This is a genomic window from Bacillus paramycoides (genome assembly GCF_001884235.1).
Taxonomy (GTDB): domain Bacteria; phylum Bacillota; class Bacilli; order Bacillales; family Bacillaceae_G; genus Bacillus_A; species Bacillus_A paramycoides.
Map to the genome: position 1 here is coordinate 102,205 of NZ_MAOI01000015.1, position 21,423 is coordinate 123,627.

General features: G+C 35.3%; 20 protein-coding genes and 3 pseudogenes. 15 read left to right on the top strand and 8 right to left on the bottom strand.

Features of this window, described 5'->3' with window-relative positions:
* The first annotated feature begins 10 nt into the window (after positions 1 to 10).
* The gene (treC, locus tag BAU28_RS01970) at positions 11 to 1,672 is read left to right on the top strand and encodes an alpha,alpha-phosphotrehalase (RefSeq protein WP_071717559.1); all 1,662 of its coding nucleotides are present in this window, start codon (positions 11 to 13) and stop codon (positions 1,670 to 1,672) included.
* Between the two features lie 265 nt (positions 1,673 to 1,937).
* Here the strand turns inward: treC and BAU28_RS01975 are convergent.
* Positions 1,938 to 2,210: pseudogene (locus tag BAU28_RS01975) on the bottom strand (GerAB/ArcD/ProY family transporter); the annotation flags it as partial.
* Positions 2,207 to 2,464 (bottom strand): annotated as a pseudogene (locus tag BAU28_RS01980) (spore germination protein); the annotation flags it as partial. The pseudogenes BAU28_RS01975 and BAU28_RS01980, both read right to left, overlap by 4 nt.
* A 149-nt stretch (positions 2,465 to 2,613) precedes the next feature.
* On the opposite strand from BAU28_RS01980, the gene BAU28_RS01985 reads away from it, so the two are divergent.
* The 9 genes from BAU28_RS01985 (at position 2,614) to BAU28_RS02025 (ending at position 11,036) form a co-directional block, all read left to right on the top strand.
* Complete coding sequence (locus tag BAU28_RS01985; RefSeq protein WP_071717560.1) at positions 2,614 to 3,300, top strand: CPBP family intramembrane glutamic endopeptidase; 687 nt, start codon at positions 2,614 to 2,616, stop codon at positions 3,298 to 3,300.
* A gap of 23 nt (positions 3,301 to 3,323) precedes the next feature.
* Positions 3,324 to 4,295, top strand: coding sequence for a phosphotransferase enzyme family protein (locus BAU28_RS01990; protein WP_071717561.1), 972 nt, complete (start codon positions 3,324 to 3,326; stop codon positions 4,293 to 4,295).
* 157 nt (positions 4,296 to 4,452) lie between these two features.
* Positions 4,453 to 5,913: an alanine/glycine:cation symporter family protein gene (locus tag BAU28_RS01995; protein WP_071717562.1), complete on the top strand. Its 1,461-nt coding sequence runs from the start codon at positions 4,453 to 4,455 to the stop codon at positions 5,911 to 5,913.
* Positions 5,858 to 6,778, top strand: a complete 921-nt coding sequence (locus tag BAU28_RS02000; RefSeq protein ID WP_116500268.1) for an amino acid ABC transporter ATP-binding protein — start codon at positions 5,858 to 5,860, stop codon at positions 6,776 to 6,778. Before BAU28_RS01995 ends, BAU28_RS02000 begins: the two co-directional genes overlap by 56 nt.
* 12 nt (positions 6,779 to 6,790) lie before the next feature.
* Positions 6,791 to 7,621, top strand: a complete 831-nt coding sequence (gene glnH / locus BAU28_RS02005) for a glutamine ABC transporter substrate-binding protein GlnH (protein ID WP_048370736.1) — start codon at positions 6,791 to 6,793, stop codon at positions 7,619 to 7,621.
* Between the two features lie 131 nt (positions 7,622 to 7,752).
* The gene (locus tag BAU28_RS02010) at positions 7,753 to 8,409 is read left to right on the top strand and encodes an amino acid ABC transporter permease (RefSeq protein WP_071717564.1); all 657 of its coding nucleotides are present in this window, start codon (positions 7,753 to 7,755) and stop codon (positions 8,407 to 8,409) included.
* Complete coding sequence (locus tag BAU28_RS02015; protein WP_025149806.1) at positions 8,410 to 9,054, top strand: amino acid ABC transporter permease; 645 nt, start codon at positions 8,410 to 8,412, stop codon at positions 9,052 to 9,054. It abuts the gene before it with no gap.
* 202 nt (positions 9,055 to 9,256) lie between these two features.
* Positions 9,257 to 10,681 (top strand): amino acid permease, encoded by a 1,425-nt coding sequence (locus BAU28_RS02020; RefSeq protein ID WP_071717565.1) that lies wholly within the window; start codon positions 9,257 to 9,259, stop codon positions 10,679 to 10,681.
* Positions 10,659 to 11,036, top strand: a complete 378-nt coding sequence (locus BAU28_RS02025; RefSeq protein ID WP_071717566.1) for an OsmC family protein — start codon at positions 10,659 to 10,661, stop codon at positions 11,034 to 11,036. The genes BAU28_RS02020 and BAU28_RS02025 overlap by 23 nt, the downstream gene beginning before the upstream one ends.
* Positions 11,037 to 11,253: 217 nt before the next feature.
* On the opposite strand, the gene BAU28_RS02030 is transcribed toward BAU28_RS02025, so the two are convergent.
* The gene (locus tag BAU28_RS02030; RefSeq protein WP_071717567.1) at positions 11,254 to 12,195 is read right to left on the bottom strand and encodes a helix-turn-helix transcriptional regulator; all 942 of its coding nucleotides are present in this window, start codon (positions 12,193 to 12,195) and stop codon (positions 11,254 to 11,256) included.
* 107 nt (positions 12,196 to 12,302) lie between these two features.
* Between BAU28_RS02030 and BAU28_RS02035 the strand changes: the two genes are divergently transcribed.
* Positions 12,303 to 12,827 carry a dihydrofolate reductase family protein gene (locus tag BAU28_RS02035; RefSeq protein ID WP_071717568.1) on the top strand — a complete coding sequence of 175 codons (525 nt, stop codon included), beginning with the start codon at positions 12,303 to 12,305 and terminating at the stop codon, positions 12,825 to 12,827.
* A gap of 41 nt (positions 12,828 to 12,868) precedes the next feature.
* Here BAU28_RS02035 and BAU28_RS02040 read toward each other — a convergent pair whose 3' ends face one another.
* Together BAU28_RS02040 and BAU28_RS02045 are read right to left on the bottom strand one after the other, a co-directional pair.
* A complete protein-coding gene (locus BAU28_RS02040) occupies positions 12,869 to 14,239 on the bottom strand; it encodes a sensor histidine kinase (protein WP_116500270.1) in 1,371 nt (456 codons plus the stop codon).
* Between the two features lie 11 nt (positions 14,240 to 14,250).
* Positions 14,251 to 14,928, bottom strand: coding sequence for a response regulator transcription factor (locus BAU28_RS02045; protein WP_071717569.1), 678 nt, complete (start codon positions 14,926 to 14,928; stop codon positions 14,251 to 14,253).
* 173 nt (positions 14,929 to 15,101) lie between these two features.
* Between BAU28_RS02045 and BAU28_RS02050 the strand changes: the two genes are divergently transcribed.
* From BAU28_RS02050 to BAU28_RS02065, 4 genes and pseudogenes are all read left to right on the top strand, one after another.
* Complete coding sequence (locus BAU28_RS02050; protein WP_071717570.1) at positions 15,102 to 16,349, top strand: ArsR family transcriptional regulator; 1,248 nt, start codon at positions 15,102 to 15,104, stop codon at positions 16,347 to 16,349.
* Positions 16,350 to 16,496: 147 nt separating this feature from the next.
* A pseudogene (locus tag BAU28_RS02055) lies at positions 16,497 to 16,802 on the top strand (STAS domain-containing protein); the annotation flags it as partial.
* Between the two features lie 65 nt (positions 16,803 to 16,867).
* On the top strand, positions 16,868 to 17,290 hold the full coding sequence (locus tag BAU28_RS02060) for a universal stress protein (RefSeq protein WP_025149813.1): 423 nt from the start codon (positions 16,868 to 16,870) through the stop codon (positions 17,288 to 17,290).
* 219 nt (positions 17,291 to 17,509) lie between these two features.
* Entirely contained in the window at positions 17,510 to 17,626 is a 117-nt protein-coding gene (locus BAU28_RS02065; protein WP_071717615.1) for a DUF4027 family protein, read from the top strand.
* A gap of 103 nt (positions 17,627 to 17,729) precedes the next feature.
* On the opposite strand, the gene opp4A is transcribed toward BAU28_RS02065, so the two are convergent.
* The 3 genes from opp4A to opp4B are packed head-to-tail and all read right to left on the bottom strand — an operon-like array spanning position 17,730 to position 21,410.
* Complete coding sequence (gene opp4A / locus BAU28_RS02070) at positions 17,730 to 19,505, bottom strand: oligopeptide ABC transporter substrate-binding protein (protein ID WP_071717571.1); 1,776 nt, start codon at positions 19,503 to 19,505, stop codon at positions 17,730 to 17,732.
* Between the two features lie 12 nt (positions 19,506 to 19,517).
* The gene (locus BAU28_RS02075; RefSeq protein ID WP_071717572.1) at positions 19,518 to 20,423 is read right to left on the bottom strand and encodes an ABC transporter permease; all 906 of its coding nucleotides are present in this window, start codon (positions 20,421 to 20,423) and stop codon (positions 19,518 to 19,520) included.
* A gap of 18 nt (positions 20,424 to 20,441) precedes the next feature.
* On the bottom strand, positions 20,442 to 21,410 hold the full coding sequence (gene opp4B, locus BAU28_RS02080; RefSeq protein WP_042981932.1) for an oligopeptide ABC transporter permease: 969 nt from the start codon (positions 21,408 to 21,410) through the stop codon (positions 20,442 to 20,444).
* Between the last annotated feature and the right edge of the window lie 13 nt (positions 21,411 to 21,423).

The following is a 21,423-nucleotide window of genomic DNA, read 5'->3' on the forward strand; positions in this document are numbered from 1 at the left end:
GAAGTTAAGCATGAAGGATTGGCATAAAAGTGTAGTCTATCAAATTTATCCGAAGAGCTTTAATAGTTACTACAATAAAGGAACGGGCGATATAAAAGGAGTTACAGAGAAACTAGATTATTTGAAAGAACTCGGAGTAGATTATATTTGGTTAACACCGATATACCAGTCGCCACAAAACGATAATGGTTATGATGTCAGTGATTATTATCGTATAGACCCGTCTTACGGAACGATGGAAGAGTTTGAAGCGCTTTTAGAAGAAGCGAAAGCACGTAATATGGAGATTATGCTCGATATTGTTGTAAACCATAGTTCGACAGAGCATAAGTGGTTTAAAGAAGCGAAGGAAGATAAAAATAGTCCGTATCGTAATTATTATATTTGGCGTGATGAAAAGAATAATTGGCAGTCTAAATTTGGCGGATCTGCTTGGAAATATGATGAAAAGACAGAGCAATACTTTTTACATCTATTTGATGAAACGCAAGCGGATTTAAATTGGGAAAATGAAAGGCTTCGTGAAGAAGTGTACGATATGATGCGCTTTTGGCTAGATAAAGGTGTAAAAGGATTCCGCCTTGATGTTATTAATTTAATTTCAAAGGATCAAAGGTTTTTAAGTGATGAAGGAAGTACGGCTACAAGTGATGGGCGTAAATATTATACGGATGGCCCACGCGTTCATGAATATTTACAAGAGATGAACCGAAATGTGTTTGAAGGAAAAGATGTTATTACAGTTGGGGAAATGTCATCTACGACAATTGATAATTGCATTAAATATTCAAACCCTGGTCGTAATGAACTAAGCATGACGTTTAGTTTCCACCATTTAAAAGTAGATTATCCGAATGGTGATAAGTGGACGAAAGCTGATTTTGATTTTATTAAATTAAAAGAAATTATGTCTAATTGGCAAATTGAAATGCAAAAGGGCGGAGGATGGAATGCATTATTCTGGTGTAATCATGATCAGCCGCGCATTGTGTCACGCTTTGGGGATGATGGGAAGTACCGAAATGAATCAGCTAAAATGTTAGCGACATCTATGCACCTGCTGCAAGGAACGCCTTATATTTATCAAGGGGAAGAAATTGGTATGACGAACCCTAACTTCCGTTCTATTGAGCAATATCGTGATGTAGAATCGTTAAATATATATGATATAAAACAGGAAGAAGGCTTATTAAAAGAAGAGATTATAGAGATTTTAAAACAAAAATCTCGTGATAACTCACGTACTCCGATGCAGTGGAATGAAGAGGTGAATAGCGGTTTCACAACGAATACACCGTGGATTTCCGTAGCTGAAAATTATAAAGAAATTAATGTGGAAAACGCATTAAATGATAAAGAATCTGTATTTTATCATTATAAAAAGTTAATTGAACTTCGAAAAACATATGATGTAATTACAGAAGGGAAATATGATGTTTTAGATAAGAATCACCCTAAGATTTGGGCATATACACGCACTATGAATAATGAATTATTACTTGTTATAAATAACTTCTATGGAGAAGAAATAACATATTCTGCGCCAGTGAATGTTCAATTGGATGGAATGAAACAAGAAGTATTATTATCCAATTATGGAGACTCAAGCAAGAAGATAAATAATCTCGTGCTGAGACCGTATGAGTCAATTGTATATCGATATACGAAATAAAAGGTTGTATGCCCGCGCGGCATACAACCTTTTACTTTAAGACACCACTATACAAAATAGTCACTTCTACTTCGGGTTTAAACTTCACTTTTGCATAATCCTTGTTCCCATTTTTCCGGTTAATAACACGAATAAAACAGCTTGTTTCAGGGGTAAATGTCCAGTTAATTTGTCTTTATTAAATAAAGCTAATCTTGCCTCTCTTAATGGTTCTTGATCTCAACAGCCAGAAAGGAGTGAACTAACACATAAGATTGCACTTAATTTAATTATTTTTTTGTGCATATTGTGCTTCTTTCTTATTTCTGAGTAAGGAATAAAGAAGAAATAAAAAAGGTAAGATTACTATAAAAATATAGGTGAATTTATCAGTAAATTGTGTAAGTACTTTTAATTCTTCAGGTGTATCTATAAATAAGGCAGTACTAAATGAAATGAGTCCAACAATGGGAACAGCCTTTTTATGATTAGCGAGATTGAATATATGTCTAATTCCTATAGAAGCAGCGTAGTAATAACTAGCAATAGAAGCTACAACGTAGAAAAAGCTTTATCTAGTGACAGCTCAGATCGAGTTAATAGTGGCTCAAGAGCTAATTGGTGAATTAAATTTGGATCTGCTAAAGATTCGATATATAAGATCGTTCCTTTTCCATTTTGAAAAGGAACATTTAATTTTTTTATATCATCAGAATGGCAGAGTTTGTTTTCGATGTAATTAATGTTTTCCGAAAGTGATGGAAACATATGCTTTTGATTCTTGCTCTTTTGCTGTTCTTCTTGTTGTGTCATAATTTCCACCTCTTTTAGAATAAAATTCCTTCTGTTAATTTTTGCTTTTTGTGAGAAATTTATGCTTGGAGTATTTGAAAAAAGTAGCTTGAAAGTTACGTTACGTCATCTTTTGTATTAAAGAAAATAGAATATAGGGGATGGTATAGATGACTTTGAAGCATATGTGGGGATGGAAAGAAATTTTATATTTATTTGTTTTCGTATTTCTGATTGTTCCAGTAACAGTTGAATCTCTTTTTTATGATTATGCTTTAAAAATAATAGGGAACTCATTATATGCTGGAGTATTAATGGGACTTATAATGGCAGTGATATTTACTTTTGTAGTTTATCTTTTTTGCATAAAAAGATATAAACTGTCGTGGAAAGATATTGGAATTCGGAAGCTTTCATGGAAAGATTTATTGTGGACATTTGTAGCGGTTATTTCTTTGATTGTAGTTAGTATTGGTGTATTAATGATAATGGAGAAACTGGGGATTTCTTTTGAAAATAGTAAAACGGAGACGGTCCAAAATGATAAATCAATATATTCGTTCTGCATCGCGGTAATTGGAGCGGCGGTTATATCACCAATCTATGAAGAGATTTTATATCGAGGTGTTTTTTATACGTTTTTTCGTGATAGATATGGCATATGGGGCGGTATGCTTATAAGTTCAATAATATTTACTGTTGTTCATATCCCAACATACAACACATTACCGGTGAATTTTTTAAGCGGAGTAGCATTCGCATGGTTATATGAGAAAACAAATTCTATTTTATCAGCTATGGTTGCCCACGCACTATTTAATTTCATAGCAGTACTTCTCACATTTATGTCGAATTAAGAAGATATATAGGAGGGATACATATGGAAATAGCTGTAGAACGTGTTTTTACGAACGAGATTTTAGTAAGAGCGGCAAAGTCATTTCATGTGACAGTGGAAAAAAAACCACTTGGTGATTTCGAGAACTATATTTTTAAAGCGAAGGATAGAGATGGTGAAGATCACGTATTACGTTTAACACATTCTTCTCATCGTTCAAAAAAAGAGGTAGAGGCTGAACTAGATTTTTTACGATATGTTGTGGAGAACGGGGCAAAGGTAGCGGGACCTCTTTACTCAACATCTCAAAATCTTGTAGAAGAAATCGTAGCAGAGGATGGGACTTTCTTTTTTGTTTCCTTATTTACATATGCGAAAGGTGAGCAAGTGAAAGGAGACGAATCGCCTTATTGGGGAGATACTTTCTTTGAAGCATGGGGAAAAGCAATTGGACAACTGCATCGTCTGACAATGAATTATCCTAAAACAGATGACCGTGATACGTGGGAAGAGGATGAGAGTGCAATTGTTAACGAATTAGAAGATAAGAAAGTGAAAGAGATTGCAACTGTATTAATGAATGAGATAAAAGCTCTTCCAATTGAAAAGGAGACGTTCGGTCTTATGCATGGTGATATTCATCCAGGCAACTTTCATTATGATGGCAAAGAGTTAACAATCTTTGATTTTGATGATGCGGCTTATAATTACTTTATACATGATTTAGCAATGGTTCTTTATTACTCTGTACTTTTTACACCGTGGACTGTAGAAGAGAAGACGGAATTTGCTCGTAAACAGTTACAAGTGTTAAGAAAGGGCTATGAATATGAGCACAGGCTAGCGGATAGTTGGTATGAATCGTTACCGTTATTTTTACGTTTGCGTGATATAGGCCTATACGGTACGATTCAAAAGAAGTTTAAAGGGAAAGATATGTCTGATAATTTCAGAGAATTATCAGAACAACTTTATGAAAGAATTATAAAGAAAGAAGCGATTTTGAATATATAATACATTCATATCACAACAAAGTATGTAAAATAAATATATACTTTGTTTTTTTATACAAAAATATGTTTGTTTTATTAAAATAATATTGTCATAGATTCAGTATACATTTATAATTTTTATATATTCTGAAAATTCTTTATAAAGAGGAGGGGGAATATTGGAAGCTATCGTAAGTTGGATAAATAATATTGTTTGGAGTCCCGCACTTGTCTATTTATGTTTAGGAGTAGGTCTATATTTTTCCATTCGAACGAGGTTTTTACAAGTAAGACATGTAGGAGAAATGGTGAAGCTTACATTTCAAGGGGAAAAATCGGATGCGGGTGTTTCTTCGTTCCAAGCGTTAGCACTTTCATTATCAGGGCGCGTTGGAACAGGAAATATTGCGGGTGTTGCAACGGCTGTTGCATTTGGTGGTCCAGGAGCTGTCTTTTGGATGTGGGCGGTAGCTTTTCTAGGAGCAGGTTCGGCTTATGTAGAATCGACACTTGCACAAATATATAAGACGAAGCATCAAGGACAATTCCGCGGTGGTCCGGCTTATTACATTGAAAAGGGACTAGGGGTTAAATGGTACGCATTAGTGTTCGTCGCAGCAACAATTCTTGCGACGGGGATGCTGTTACCGGGTGTTCAGGCGAATAGTATTGCTATAAGTTTGGAAACAGCTTTTGGCATTAATACTTCGGTATCCGGAGCGGTATTAGTAGCGGCATTAGCACTTATTATTTTTGGTGGAGTTAAGCGAATTGCTAACGTAGCGCAAGTTGTAGTGCCATTTATGGCGCTTGGTTACATTTTAGTAGCTTGTGTAATTGTAGCTATGAATATTGAAAAATTACCAGACGCTTTCATGTTAATTTTAAAAAGTGCATTTGCATTAGAAGCAGCTTTTGGTGGAATCATTGGTTTAGCAATTTCTTGGGGTGTAAAACGTGGTATTTATTCAAATGAAGCAGGGCAAGGAACTGGGGCTCATGCGGCGGCAGCTGCTGAAGTATCACATCCAGCTAAACAAGGGTTAGTACAAGCATTTTCCGTTTACATTGATACATTATTTGTTTGTTCAGCAACAGCATTTATGATGATTATTACAGGCATGTATAACGTATTTGATGCAAGCGGAAAAAACTTTATCGTCAATAAATTAAATGGTGCACAGCCAGGTCCTGGTTATACACAGGCAGCAGTAGAATCTGTTTTTCCTGGATTCGGAAACGCTTTCGTAGCAATTTCTCTATTATTCTTCGCATTTACAACTATTATGGCTTATTACTACATTGCAGAAACGAATATTGCTTACTTAAACCGCGATAAAGACCGTCCTTGGATGTCTATCGTACTAAAGTTTGTATTCTTAGGAGTTGTATTCTACGGTTGTGTAAAAACAGCCGCAACAGCATGGGCTTTAGGTGATATTGGTGTAGGAATTATGGCATGGGTTAATATTATTGCGATTCTATTATTACAAAAACCAGCATTGATCGCATTAAAGGATTATGAAAAGCAGAAAAAAGAAGGAAAAGATCCAGTATTCGATCCACAGCCGTTAGGAATTAAAAATGCAGATTTCTGGGAGCATGAATACGGGAAAGATAAAAAAGAAGAAGTATCTTAATAGAATAGGAATAGAGGAGCAAAGGGAAAGCCCTTTGCTCTTTTTTATGTGCAAAATGAGACTGAAAGTTATTTTTTTGTCCATTTTTGAATATAAAAAGAATGTACATGCTTTGTTAGGGGAAGGGGGGAGTTTGTTGATTGAGTTTCGTAATGTAAATAAATATTATGGTAACTTTCAAGTTTTGAAAAATATTAATGTGCAAGTGCAAAAGGGTGAAGTGGTAGTAGTTATTGGGCCTTCAGGGTCAGGGAAAAGTACGTTACTTCGGTGTATAAATCAATTGGAGTCAATTACTGATGGAGAATTGATTGTACAAAATACGGAAGTACACAATGCGAAAACAAATATGAATGAATTGCGCCGAAATATTGGGATGGTCTTTCAACACTTTTATTTATATCCACATAAAACAGTACTTCAAAATATTACACTGGCGCCAATTAAAGTAAATAAAGCATCAAAAGAGGAAGCTGAGAAAACAGCGATGTTTTATTTAGAAAAGGTAGGAATCCCGGAGAAGGCCGGTGTATATCCACATCAACTATCGGGAGGACAACAGCAAAGGGTAGCAATTGCAAGAGGGCTTGCGATGCAGCCGAAAACTATGTTGTTTGATGAGCCAACGTCTGCTCTTGATCCAGAGATGATTGGTGAAGTGCTTGATGTTATGAAAGCGCTGGCTAAAGAAGGGATGACGATGGTTGTTGTCACACATGAGATGGGATTTGCACGTGAGGTAGCAGATAGGATTTTATTTATGGATGACGGCCAAATTATTGAAGATACAACACCAGCACAATTTTTTGCAAATCCTGAACAAGAAAGAGCTCGTTTGTTTTTAAGTCGGGTGTTAAATCATTAAAGGAGGAATTTCATGCTTAAAATGAAAAAGTTGTTTACTTTAATTGTATTTTCATGCCTATTCGTGCTCGTTGTCGCTGGATGTGGAAATAAAAAAGATGAGGCGAAAGAAACAAATACGAAGCAAGGTGGAGTTGTTGAGCAAATTAAGAAGCGCGGGAAATTAGTAGTCGGGGTGAAAAATGATACGAATTTATTTGGATTGAAAAATCCTTCAACCGGGAAGGTAGAAGGATTTGATATTGATGTAGCAAAGGCGCTTGCGAAAAAGATTCTTGGAGATGAAAATAAATTAGAGCTGAAAGAAGTAACTTCTAAAACACGTATTCCTATGCTGAAAAATGGTGATATTGACGTGATTATCGCAACAATGACGATTACGGAAGAACGTAAAAAAGAAGTTGATTTTTCAGATGTATATTTTAAAGCGGGGCAATCGTTACTTGTGAAAAAAGGAAGCAATATTAAAAGTATTGATGATGTGAAAAAAGATGTAAAAGTATTGGCTGTGAAAGGCTCAACGTCTACAAATAACATTCGTCAAAAGGCACCGGAAGCGACTGTATTGGAGTTTGAAAATTATAGTGAGGCATTTACAGCGTTAAAGGCAGGCAAAGGAGATGTTTTAACGACAGATAATGCGATATTGTACGGAATGGCAAAGCAAGATGCAAATTATGAAGTTGTTGGGAAAATCTTTACGGATGAACCGTACGGAATTGCAGTTCAAAAAGGTGCGGACGATTTAACGAAAGAGATTAATAGTTTACTAAAAGATATGAAGGCTAATGGGGAATACGATAAATTGTATGAAAAATGGATCGGTCAAAAACAAGAAAAATAAAGTGAAACTTTAATCAGTGGGGGAGGGGTTTACTCCTACTAATTATTAGCCTACACCAATCGGGATAAATAGTAAGAATGAGAGGATGAGGGATGCTCATCCTCTTCTTATAAAGAAAGAGGTGATTGTACTTGCCTGATTTTTCTATTTTGACAACTAACATTGATATGTATTTAGAAGGATTTAAATATACGGTAATGTCTAGTGTAATTGCGCTAATAGGAAGTTTTGTTTTAGGGGTTATTATGGCGGTGATGCGTATTGCACCTATCCGTATTTTGAATTGGATCGGATCTGCCTATGTAGAATTTGTTAGAAATATTCCACTCGTATTAATTGCATTCATTTTCTATTTTGCTTTGCCTGTAATAGGAATTACTTTTAATGGTTTTGTAGCAGGGACAGTTGCGCTTACAGTTTATACAGCTGCTTTTATTGCGGAAGTAATTCGTGCGGGTATTTTATCAGTCGCGAAAGGACAAATGGAAGCGGCGCGCTCTTCAGGCCTAACATACGTACAAGCGATGTATTATATTGTTTTACCTCAAGCGATGAAAATCGTAATCCCTCCTTTAGGAAATCAATTTCTCAATTTAGTGAAGAACTCTTCTATACTCGGAATTATTGCTGGGGTGGATTTAATGTATCAAGGAGATTTAATTTCAACGAAGACGTTCGTTACGTTTGATGTATATATATTTGTCGGGATGTTTTATTTAGTATTAACAATTCCGCTAAGTATGCTAGTGCGTTATTTGGAAAGACGCTTGGCAAAGGAGGCGGTGTAAATGGATTTTCAAGGTGCTATTACGGGAGATCATATACTCTTTTTATTAAAAGGATTGCTTATAACGCTAGAAGTCGCTCTTGTAGCGATTGTACTTAGTTTTATTATCGGTAGTGTAATCGGAACTTTGCGCTATACAAAAATACCCGTCGTCTCACAAATACTAGGCTTTATCGTTGAAGTCATTCGAAATTTACCCCTTCTTCTAATTATATTTTTTACGTATTTTGCACTTCCAGAGGCAGGTTTGAAATTAGAAATTATAACAGCCGCAATTGTTGCTTTAACGATATTTGAAGCGGCGATGATATCTGAAATTGTTCGAAGTGGTCTATTATCTATCGAAAAAGGACAAATTGAAGCGGCGCGCTCGTCAGGATTAACATATGTCCAAACGGTTTGGAACATTATTTTACCGCAAGCGTTGAGAAGAATGGTACCGCCGCTTGTCAGCCAATTTATTTCATTATTAAAGGATACGTCACTGGCAGTTGTTATATCATTGCCGGAGCTTATGCATAATGCTCAAATTATTAGCGGACAGAACGTAAATTATATGATTCCAACATTTATATTAGCAGCTTGTATGTATTTCATCGTAAATTACAGTTTATCAATTTTATCGAGAAGATTAGAACTTCGTTAACTCTTACAATAATACGTAAGAGTTTTTCCTTATAAATCCTTAATTACCTTAAAATAGAATCCGAATCTCTTAATAATTAAATTTTTATAATATTTTATCAGAAAAGTTTTAATTTTATATAGAAATTGTAACCGCTTTCGTGTATATTTTTATTATCAGAAAATTTTAAAAAGAGATAGAGGGTTTATAGGGGAGGATTACAATGCAGCAAACAACGAATGATAAATTACATCGTACGATGAAGAGTAGACATTTATTTATGATAGCACTAGGTGGTGTAATCGGGACAGGGTTTTTCCTGGGTTCAGGATACACTATTAATCAAGCTGGACCAGGGGGAGCAATTCTTTCTTATTTAGTGGGCGGATTTATTATGTATTTAACAATGCTTTGTCTTGGAGAGCTAACGGTAGCGATGCCAGTTTCAGGTTCTTTCCAAAAGTATGCGACGAAGTTTATCGGGCCTGGAACTGGATTTATGATCGGCTGGCTATACTGGCTTGGATGGGCAGTAACAGTAGGATTAGAATTAACGTCGATCGGTTTAATGATGAAAAGATGGTTTCCAAATGTTGATGTTTGGGTATGGTGTCTCGTATTCGGGGTTATTTTATATGCTTCAAACGCTATCTCAGCGAAAAGTTATGCTGAATTAGAGTTTTGGTTCTCTAGTATTAAGGTAGTTACAATTATTGCATTTGTTGTTCTTGGTGGTAGTGCATTACTAGGATTTTTACCATACGACGGAAAAGAAGCAGCACCTCTTTTCTCTAACTTTGTAAGTGACGGCGGACTATTCCCAAATGGACTAGCTGCAGTACTTCTTACGATGATTACAGTTAACTTTTCATTCCAAGGAACAGAGTTAATCGGGATTGCAGCAGGAGAGAGTCAGGAGCCTGAAAAAACAATTCCACGCGCAATTCGTAATACAGTATGGCGCATTATGTTATTCTTCATTTTAACAATGACAATTTTAGTAGGATTAATTTCTTGGAAAGAAGCAGGAGTAATTGAAAGTCCATTCGTAGTTGTATTTGATAAAATTGGTATTCCATATGCAGCGGATATTATGAACTTCGTTATTATTACTGCTTTATTATCTGTAGCGAACTCAGGATTATATGCAGCAACGCGTATACTATGGTCACTTGCAAATGAAGGAATGGCACCAACTTCTTTCAAGAAAGTAAATAAGCGTGGTATTCCGATTACAGCGTTAGTCGTAACAATTGCTGTTGCGGCGTTATCTTTATTAACAAGCTTCCTTGCAGAAGATACAGTATATATGTATTTATTATCTATAGCTGGTTTATCCGCTGTTTCAAGTTGGATCATTATTGCTTTATCACAACTTCGCTTTAGAAGTCAGTATATAAAAGGCGGAGGAAAGTTAGAGGACTTAAAGTATAGAACACCACTATATCCGATTGTCCCAATTTTAGCTTTAATTACAAATAGTATCGTTGTTATTAGTTTAGCGTTTATTCCTGAACAACGAATGGCGTTATATTGTGGTGTTCCATTTATCATTTTCTGCTACATATATTATTATATGAGTAAGAAACGGCAGAAACCGATGAAAGTGGAGATGGAAGCGAAGTATGAAAATAAAAATCAAGCATGATAATATTCGAGCAGATTTATCGTATGACAAATTAGCAATCGGAAAAGAAGATGGGTATTCACCGTTAGAATTACTCGTTTCTTCTATTGCGGGATGCAGTGCAATTGTTTTTCGAACGATTTTAGAAAAGAAACGTATTACATACGATACGTTTACAATTGAAACTGAAATTGGGAGAAGTGAAGCTTTATCAAAACCAGTTGAAAGTATTCATTTGCACTACAAAATAAAAGCACAAGGTATTACTGAAGAACAATTAGACAAGGCACTGCAACTTGCGGTAAAGAACTGTACGATCGTTCAATCTGTAAAGGATAGTATAAAGGTTACAGAAACAATCGAATTAATAAAGTGAAACTTTAATCAGTGGGTGTTTATCCCCACTGATTATTAGTTGAACCAATCGGGCTTTTACGGGCAGTTGATCTCCTATCTAACTCCTTTGCTTTACAGCAGAATTTTGAGATAGGAGTCTTACTGCCCGTTAATGCGGGATAAAGTAAGATGTAAAAACGTGAGAATAGGGCGCTCACGTTTTTATGTTTTTGAAAGAGGAATTCTCTTACGTCTTTTTAGTCTCCATACATATTTAAAACTTCTTTCGCACGTATGCGTAAACCATCTATTAATTCTTTCGGTTCTAAAACTTTTGCATCTTTTCCAAGCCGATAAAATAAAGGGGTAATAAAATTAATTTCTCCTTTATCAATTGTTGAATTTATATACCCTGTCCCATCTTCGTTTACTTCAACGAACTCTTCAAGGTAAGGAACGCTTTTACATTGGCGCACGCCTTCTGTCGTTAATAAAACATGTAACTGAGTAGGAATGATTATTACGTTAGAGTTAGAGGCAAACCATTCTTCTAAATTCATGAATGTATCTTCGTTTTCTTCCATTGATAATATGGAAAGAATACGATCGACACGATACAGTAATACTTTTTTTCTACTAAAGTCATAGGATGGCAAATACCATAAACCATCGTGAGCATATACACCGATAGGATGAACATGTTTTGTTTTTATTCCAGATTTAGATTCGTATTGAAAGTGTAAATTTTTATTTTCAATAGCTGCTGTTAACACTTCTTTTAAAAGTGGTGTATCAATTGTCCTCTTCGGATTCCAAAAAGCGATATAAGAACGTATTTTATCAACTTTAGCTTTCGCATCATTTTGTAGAGAGCCATATAGTTTATGTGTAACGGAATTGATTTCCGTATTAAAAGGCAAGTTACGATAGTAGCTTAAAGATTGAAAAGCAAAAAAGATGGAGACAGCTTCTTCTTCAGTGAATAAAATAGGTGGAATTACTCTATTCGTTAATACTTTATATCCTCCATTGCGACCTTGTTCAGCGTAAATGGGTAACCCCATATCACTCAAATCTAAAATGTATCTATGAACAGTACGAATAGATATATTGAACTCATCAGCTATTTCTTGAGCTGTAAATTTCCTTTTTGCAGAAGCGAATATAAGAATGTCTAATAAACGTTTTGCTTTTGACAAGGATATCACCTTTTTCTTTTTTTAACATGCCATTAATTGTCATGTTTTACGGTTAGTATAGTGCTTACATAATGATTTTATCAATATGAGAAGCAAGGAGGAAAAATATGTCACGTGAAATGGTTTTATTTATTGCAGCTAGCTTGGATGGATTTATCGCGAAAGAAGACGATGATTTACAATGGTTAATGGAAACTGAAGGAGAGGGCGATAACGGTTATACAGAAATGTATGAATCGATTGATACATTAATTATGGGGAAGAGAACGTATGATTACGTGGTAGAGCATACGGAAACATTCCCGTACCTAGATAAAAAATGTTATGTTTTTTCTAATTCAGAAAAAGGTTCGAATGAACATGTAGAGTTTGTAAATGAAGATGTAGTGGAGCTTACAAAAAGATTAAAAGAGCAAGAAGGCTCTAAAATATGGCTAGTCGGTGGAGGGAATCTACTGGGAGCCTTTCTAAAGAATAATCTAATTGATGAATATATTGTTACGATTACACCTCATATATTAGGTTCTGGTATTCCGTTATTTAAAGAAAAGAATCCGGAAATTAATTTAACTTTAACGGATACAAAACGTTTTGGTCAGTTTGTAAACTTATATTATAAAAGAAAAGCCTAAATGATAATAGAACACGACTATGAATGTATAGTCGTGTTTTATTATAAAGATGGTAATGAAATCATAAAGCAAGAACCGTGACCAACTTCACTCGTTACAGTAATATTCCCGCCGTGTAGTTCTACAATTTCTTTCACGATAGAGAGTCCTAAGCCAGTTCCTCCTGTTGCACGTGATCTTGCTTTGTCAACGCGATAAAAGCGGTCGAAGATGTGAGGGAGGTCTTCTTGCGGAATACCTTCGCCCTCGTCCTCAATTTTGATGGAAATACGTTTATGTTCTTCTGTAACAGAAATATTGATAGGAGAATGTTCTTTCGAATGCCTATAGGCGTTATTTAAAATATTAACCATAACTTGCTCAAAACGCTGCTCATCTAGCTTTACTAAGAGGGAGGGAGGACATGTGAAAACAACTCTAATTTGTTTTTCTCCGTACATAACATTTATTTTTTCAGTGATACGAGTCAGGAAGGCGTGTAAATATACTTCCTTTACTTGAATAGAAAAGTTATGTTGTTCCATTTGAGCGAGTGAAAATAAATCTTGAACTAAGTTTGTAATATAATCAGATTCATCTTTTATAATGGATAAATATCGTAAACGTTGCTCAGGAGTTGTACTTTCTTTTAATGCAATGTCAGCATAACCTCTTACGTACGTTAAAGGTGTTCGTAATTCATGAGCAACACTCGCTAGAAATTCACTTCTTTCGGTTTTCATATAATGTAAATCATTTGCAAGAGTTTGAATGGATTCTGCAAGTTCACCAATTTCATCATTTCGAGTAGTAGTTAAAGAAACGGATAAATCGCCCTTACTCATTTTTTCAGTGGCATGTTTCATGTGTAACAATGGTTTTGTTAATAAGCGGGATAATAGAAAAATTGTGACGACTGTTAATAGGAAAGTCACGATGCCGGCAATAATAAATTGTTTTGTTAAGCCATTAATCATTTCTTCGATTGATGTTGTTCTGAGAAACATATAAACATAACCTTCTAATTTTCCATTTACTACAATGGGACTAACTGTACATATATAATTAGATGTTTTCCAATGATTTTCTATAATAGATCCGTTATGATCTGTACTCGTATTCATCTCGGCAATATGCTTTTTTATAGTTGTATCTAGCTCGTTAGATTTTGCTAGTACTTCCTTATTTGCATTTGTAATAACAACGGTTGTTTCAGCTTCGGATTCCATTAAAGCGACGTGAGAGATTGTTTGCCTGTCAAAATACTTTTCAAGGACATCTCGGTGACTATTTCCGCGCTTTAATAAAGCTGTCATTTCTTCATTTACTCTAGCGTTTACAAGGCTATAATAGAGCAAGACAAATAGAACACTTTCGATTAAAAGTGTAACAATTAGAAAATAAAATCCGAGTTGAATAGAAATTCGCTTCATTGTTTTGCTCCTTAATTTTCGCTATCAATCCATCGATAACCTACTCCGTATATAGTTTTTAAATGGTGATCAATAGGGAAATTTACTTTTCGTAATTTATCACGCAAATTACGAATATGTGAATCGACTGTTCTATCTTCTGTATTTGTATTTAAACCCCAAATCCGTTCAATGAGCTGATCACGGCTTAATACGTAGTTCACATGGCGTAAAAATAATCCGAGTAAAGAGAATTCGATCGGAGTGAGAAGAAGTTCTTCATTATGGACAGAAACAAAATGCTTTGTCTCATCCCATAAAATGCCGTGATATTGGATTTGCGTATGTTGATTCGTACGCCGTAAAACAGCTTCAATTCTTGCGAAAAGCTCCTCTTCATGGAAAGGCTTCGTCACATAATCATCTGCTCCAAGTTTTAATCCTTGAATGACATCTACCGTTTGATCACGAGCGGTTACCATAATGATTGGAACGTTACTAAATGAACGAATTCTTTTGCACGTTTCCCATCCATCCGTCTTTGGCATCATAATATCGAGTAAAACAAATTTGAAGTTTCGATTTTCTATATGTGAAATAGCTTCTTCTCCAGATACCGCACATATGCAGTTATATCCGATTGGAGTAAGATAAAGAGTTAATAATTCAAGCATTCTCGGTTCATCGTCTACGAGTAGTATATCGATCATAGAGTACCTCCGCATTTGTAGTTATTACTTAAATTGTAAGTCAAAATCATGAAGAAATGGTGCAGATTATAATGCATCTGCATAATTTCTTCAGAATTGCTTGTTATCGTAAAGTTGAAATTCCATTTTAAGTAATAATATTGGCTCGAAAACGATGAAGCGGAGGCGATATAGTGAAGAAAAAGACCCGAATCCTTGGGATAACAATAATTACGGCAGCCGGTCTTGCGGCATGTGGGCAAACGAACACAGATCATAAAAATCATGAATCTACAAAAGAGAAGAAAACAGAGCAAAAGGAAATGAAAATGAATCAAGAGGTGACTGCGCCGAAAGAAATGAATAAAAGAGCAGCGAATGATTTATTAACGACAAGTTTAAAAAATATAACGAGATTAAATACAAATGATCCTCTGCAAATGGCAGTGCTAACTTCGCAAACAATATGGCCAGCAACTCATAAAGAGAATCAGCCGGGTGCTGTTATTTTAGTACCAATGAACGAGTGGCAATTAGGTATTGCAAGTGCGGATCTTATTCATCATCCGAATAACGGACCGATTTTATTTATAGAAAAAGAAGCGGTACCTGAAATGACGTTAAAAGAAATAAAACGATTAAATCCACTTGGAACAAAAGATGGAACGCAAATTATGGTGATGGGGGATGTAGGTGCTTCAGCACTAGAGCAATTAAAAGACTATAAAGTAAAGCAAATAAAAGAAACGGATCCAGCTAAATTTGCTAAAGATGTTGATAAAGAATATGCCGATATAACAGGGAATTATCCAAATAGTGTTATTATCGGTTCGTCTGAAGAAGAAGGGCGCTTATATACAACACCAGCTGTAAATTGGATTTCTCATATGCCAGAACCTCTTCTATACGTAGAAAAAGAAACGGTGCCAGAAGCGACAATCGAGGCGTTAAAAATGAGAAAGGATAAAGCGAATATATATGTGTTAGGACCAGAAAAAATCATTTCGAAAGAAGTAGAAAAAGAGTTAAGTAAATACGGAAAAGTAACACGTATTAGTGGGGAGACTCCAACAGAAAATTCTGTTGCGTTTGCGAAATTTAAAGATGAAAAAACGAAATTTGGCTGGGGGTTCACAAAGCCAGGTCACGGTTTGTCATTTGTTTCAAGCAAAACGCCAGATTTAGCAATTGCGGGAGCGCCGTTTTCACATATGGGTAAACATGCTCCGGTATTATTTTTAGAAGAAGGTAAAGCTTCGCAACCAGTATATGACTTCCTTGCTAGCATTCAACCGAAGTTTAAAGATGATCCAACAATCGGTCCGTACAATCATGGATTCTTATTAGGGAATACTGAAAATATTTCATTTGAAACGCAAGGTATTTTGGATGAGAGGTTAGAGATTGTTCAAGAAAATGGCAAGGGGCATGGTGGACATTAAATAGGAAAAGACGCTGCGGAGGTAGCGTCTTTTTTTAGGAAACTTTTACATAGCAAAAAATCTTCTACTCGTTATATAATAGCCTTCGTGCAGTCGGCTCTGATTTTCTTATGGAGAAAATCAAAGAATTAAAGAGTAGAGGAGTACATGGCAAAGATTCACGTGAAACATTTGTATATTGAAAATAAGAAAATATACGAAATTCACAGCCAACTATTCTTCGCATCTGCGACAAATTTTATAAATACATTTCCATACAATGAAGAAGCAAAAGAAATTGAGATGAACTGTACTCACGCACACGTATGGGATGATTCAGTTGTAGCAGCAATTGATAAAGTTATAATGAAGTATGAACAAAGTGGTGTGAAAGTAAGGATCACAGGTTTAAATGAACGTAGCTCGAAGATTGTTTCAAATTTAGCTACTTATAATAAGAGAATTGCTAGTTAGAAGCCTCCTTTTTAGGAGGCTTTATTATATAATACGAGTAGGATAACGAAAAGGGGATTCAGCATATGTACAAACAAATTATATTAGCATGTGACGGTTCTGAGCATGCACTTCGGGCAGCCGAGCATGCAACATATATTGCGAAATTTAACGAAGAAACAAATGTTGAAGTTGTGTACGTAGTAGATAATAGAACGGCAAAATCAGATATTATACAGGGGCAAACAGATTTAGAGACAATTTCAGCAAGTCGAAAAGATAAATTAAAAGAGATTGAGACGTTATTAAAGAAAGAGAAAATTGCCTACAAAATTACGATTCTACACGGTGATCCTGGAGATACGATCGTTCAATATGTAAATACAGGAGATATTGACCTTGTTGTTGTAGGAAGTAGAGGGTTAAATACACTGCAAGAGATGGTGCTTGGTAGTGTAAGTCATAAAATAGCAAAGCGTGTGAAATGCCCGGTGATGATTATAAAATAAATTGAGTGAGATATTCTGTAGTGTAAGTAGGACCTTGATATAATTCAAGGTCTTTTTTGATGTATAAAAGGGGGAAGCGTGGACATACTAGATATATAAGTTTAGAGGGAAATTGTTAACTTACAAATTTGTAAGTTAGTTGTCAGCGAAATCGATGTTATGAAATTTTTCCCACTGGTAAAATTAGAGTATCAAAGGGGAATAGGGAGGATGAAAGAAATGAAATCATTTCAAAATTTATCATATAGTCAAGGGGTAAGTCTTATTTGTTTAGGAGGATTTGCGGGATCTGTTACGTTAGCTGTTTTAATAAAGATGTTTCAGCAAATGTTTTAATCGTATGAATAGAAGGGAATTGATTAATATAAACAGCAAGAGAAGGACGGTAAATAAAAAATAGCTCTTAGCATGTAAGTAAATGCTAAGAGCTATTTTATGCTTATTTTTCTACTTCTGGTTTTTCATTTGTTACGGTAACGTCTTTCCATAATGAATTTACACCAGGAGCAACATCATAATTTTTAACACGCTTATTTACACCTGTTAAATCGAATGTGTAATGAATTGGGATCATTGGTGCTTCGTCATGAATTAATTTTTGCCATTTATCGTATACTTCTTTACGATATTTATCATCAGCAGCTTTTGCAGATAAACCTTCGTTTAATAATTTCGTATTTTCATCATTTACCCAGCGTTGATAGTTAAATCCAGCATCTTTGCCCCATAGGCCAGAAAGGTCAGGGTCAGAACCAGTGTTCCAAGCACCAGAGAAAATATCAATCTTCGGATCATCTTTCTTAATCATGTCACGGAATGCATTAAATTCGTGTAAGCGTCCATCAACAAGTTCTACTTTTAAACCGATATCTTTCCAAGATTGAATATAGAATTTCGCAAGTGGCTCACTTGTTTGAGAACCGCTACTAGCTAAGAAGTTAATTTTAAACTCATTACCTTGTGGATCCTCACGTAATCCATCACCGTTTTTATCTTTATATCCAGCTTCATCTAATAGTTTCTTCGCTTTATCTACATCTAAGTTATATGCACCAACTTTATTATTATGGTACTTAGGCATAGATGGTGGAATTGGAGAGTTAGCTGGAACGCGAAGTCCGTAATATACTTTTTCTGCTAATTTTTCTCTATCAATAGCATATGCCATCGCTTGACGTAAACGAACGTCTTTGAACTTATCTTTATCCATCACAGCTTCGTTCTTTGCTTTGTCCATATGTCCAAACTTAAATCCGATGTAAGTGTAAGAAAGAGCAGTTTTACCTACTAGCTGTGTATTTTTTAATTTACTTACGTTTGGGTATTGATCAGCAGTAACTGTTGCGATATCAATATCGCCTTTTTTCAGAGATGCGTTAACGATAGATGGATTTACAACTTTTAAAGTTACATTTTTTAGCTTAGGTTTGCCACCCCAGTAATCGTCGAAACGCTCATACTCAACGGATTCACCAGGAACCATTTTTTTAACTTTAAATGGTCCAAATCCAATTGGATCTTTACGGACTTTATCAGATTCAGCAAGCTTTTCAATTGGTACATCACCTAAATATTTTTTAGGTGTAGGGTATGTCCAAATACCTGTTTTCAGAGAAGGGTTTACTTCTTTATAAGTAATGGAAATGGTTTTTGGATCAACTACTTTAATACCAGAAATTTTGTCAGCTTTTCCAGCATGATATTCTTCCATTCCTTCAATCATTTGCATTTGTGTATCGTAACGGATTCCTGTATATTTATTGCTACCAATGATGAGGTAAGAATATTCCAAATCTTCAGCTGTTACAGGATTACCATCATGCCACTTTACATTATCTTTAATTGAAATTGTAATTGTTTTCTTATCTTCTGAAATTTTATAAGTTGCAGCACCATCGTTACTGATTTCCCAGTTTTTATCTGTAGATAATAATGCTTCATCGAAGAAATCTAGAACTTCAGCATCTGGAGCAACTTCATATAAAACTCTACTTAAAACACCAGCGAAAGGTGAATTTGAAACGAGCCCATATGTTAATGATCCGTCTTTAATTTCTTTATTATCATTTTTTACAGCGGAGCTAAATTTATCTGTTTCCACTTTCTTTGTATTGCTCGTCTGTTTACTACTGCTATCAGCACCCCCACATGCAGATAGTAATAATGTCGAAGCTGCAAGTGTGCTTAATACTTTGTAAAATTTTGGTTTGTTCATAACGTCCACCCCTTATCCTTTTCTTTGTCTTGCATCAGCCGCACGTTTTAACGCTTGACCAATAAAATTTATACACAGCATCAACACTAAAATCATGATTGATGCAGGTAACCAAATCCACCATTTTTCTTGCAATACATCTGGGTTTGTTGCGTAACTTACAAGTGTACCAAGACTCGGTGTGCTTTCTGGTAGACCGAATCCTAAATAAGTTAAACTAGACTCAATCCCAATGTTACCAGCAAGATTTAATGTAATATTTACGATAATAATAGAGCTTAAATTAGGTAGTATTTGTTGGAAAATAATTTTCCAGTTTGGTGTTCCTAACGTTTGTGATGCAGATACGTAATCAAGTTCTTTCTCAGTTAATACTTTTGAACGTATAAGTCTTGCTTTTCCGACCCATAAGAAAGCGGTCATTATGAGAATAAATGTTGTAATGTTGAAAGTTGGAACGAGTGAGATAAACACGATAACAATCATTAAGAATGGTAAAATCATCATGAAATCGATAAAACGCATAATGATGTTATCTACAACACCTCCAAAATAACCAGCAACTAGTCCCATCGTAAGACCGATAAGGGTTGCTAAAAGAGTGATGGATAAACCAACTGTAAAGGAGTTACGTGTACCAATAATTAATTGTCCGAAAATATCCCGGCCCCCGTAATCAGTTCCTAACCAATGTTCAGCGGAGGGCGGATCGTAAATAGCAAATAAATCAACTCGGACAATGTCCTCTTGCTTCATAATAAAAGATGTTGCATAAACGGCTAATAGTATTAGTGCTAAAAAGAATAGGGAAAACATTGCTAGTTTATCTTTACGAAATTCACGCCACATAATGGAGAAACCAGAAGGGCTTTTTTCGTAATGAGTGACTTCAGTTTGTTTTTCAGGATTTGCTAACATAACGTTTCTTCACCTCCATTAATCAATACGAATACGTGGATCAACGATGCTTAGAATAATATCGGAAAGAAGAGTTCCAAGTAGCGTTGCGAATCCAGTAAATAATACAAGAGCAGTTACGACACTGAAATCACGTTGAGTGATAGATTGGAAAAATAGTTGGCCAATTCCTGGATAGCCGAAAATATTTTCTAGAATAATAGAGCCCCCAACTAACCCTGTAATTTCATAGCCTAGGAATGCTGCGATTGGTAAAAATGAATTTCGTAAAATGTGTCTTGAATATACTTTAGATTCTGGTACACCTTTTGCTTTTACCGTGCGTACAAAATCTTTATGTTTCGTATCAATAATTTCGCTTCGTAAATATTGTACAGTGCCTACTGTTCCAATTAATGCCCCAGATAAAGCTGGCAAAATCATATGATTGAATTTACTTACATAGTAATCAAATGTTCCGGCTGTAACTTGCGGATCAACGCTACCACTCGTAGGGAAAATTGGATATAAAAATCCGAATAAGAATAACATTACTAATCCGAAAATAAAGAGTGGTGTACCGAATCCTAAAAAGTTATAGAGTGTAATGAGTCGATCAGCCCACGTATCATTCCAACGTCCACTTATAACACCAAGTGGGATTGCAATTAAGTAAGTAAGAATAAGAATAAGAAGAGCTAACAATATCGTATTCCCAAGGCGTTCTCCGATTATATCTGTTACTTTTAATTTATGAGCATATGAAATACCGAAATCCCCTTGCACAGCATTGGAAATCCAGTGTACATATTGAGTGGGAAGAGGGTCATTTAAACCTAATTTCTCACGTTGTTCTTCAATTATTTTTGGATCTGCTTTCGGGTTTGCTAGTTCAGCGCCACTTAATGCATCACCTGGCATTGCTTTAGCAAGAGCAAAGACTAGTACACTTAATAAAAATACTTGCGGAATCATAATTAAAAATCTCCGTAGTATAAACTTCCACATGTTTTATCACTCC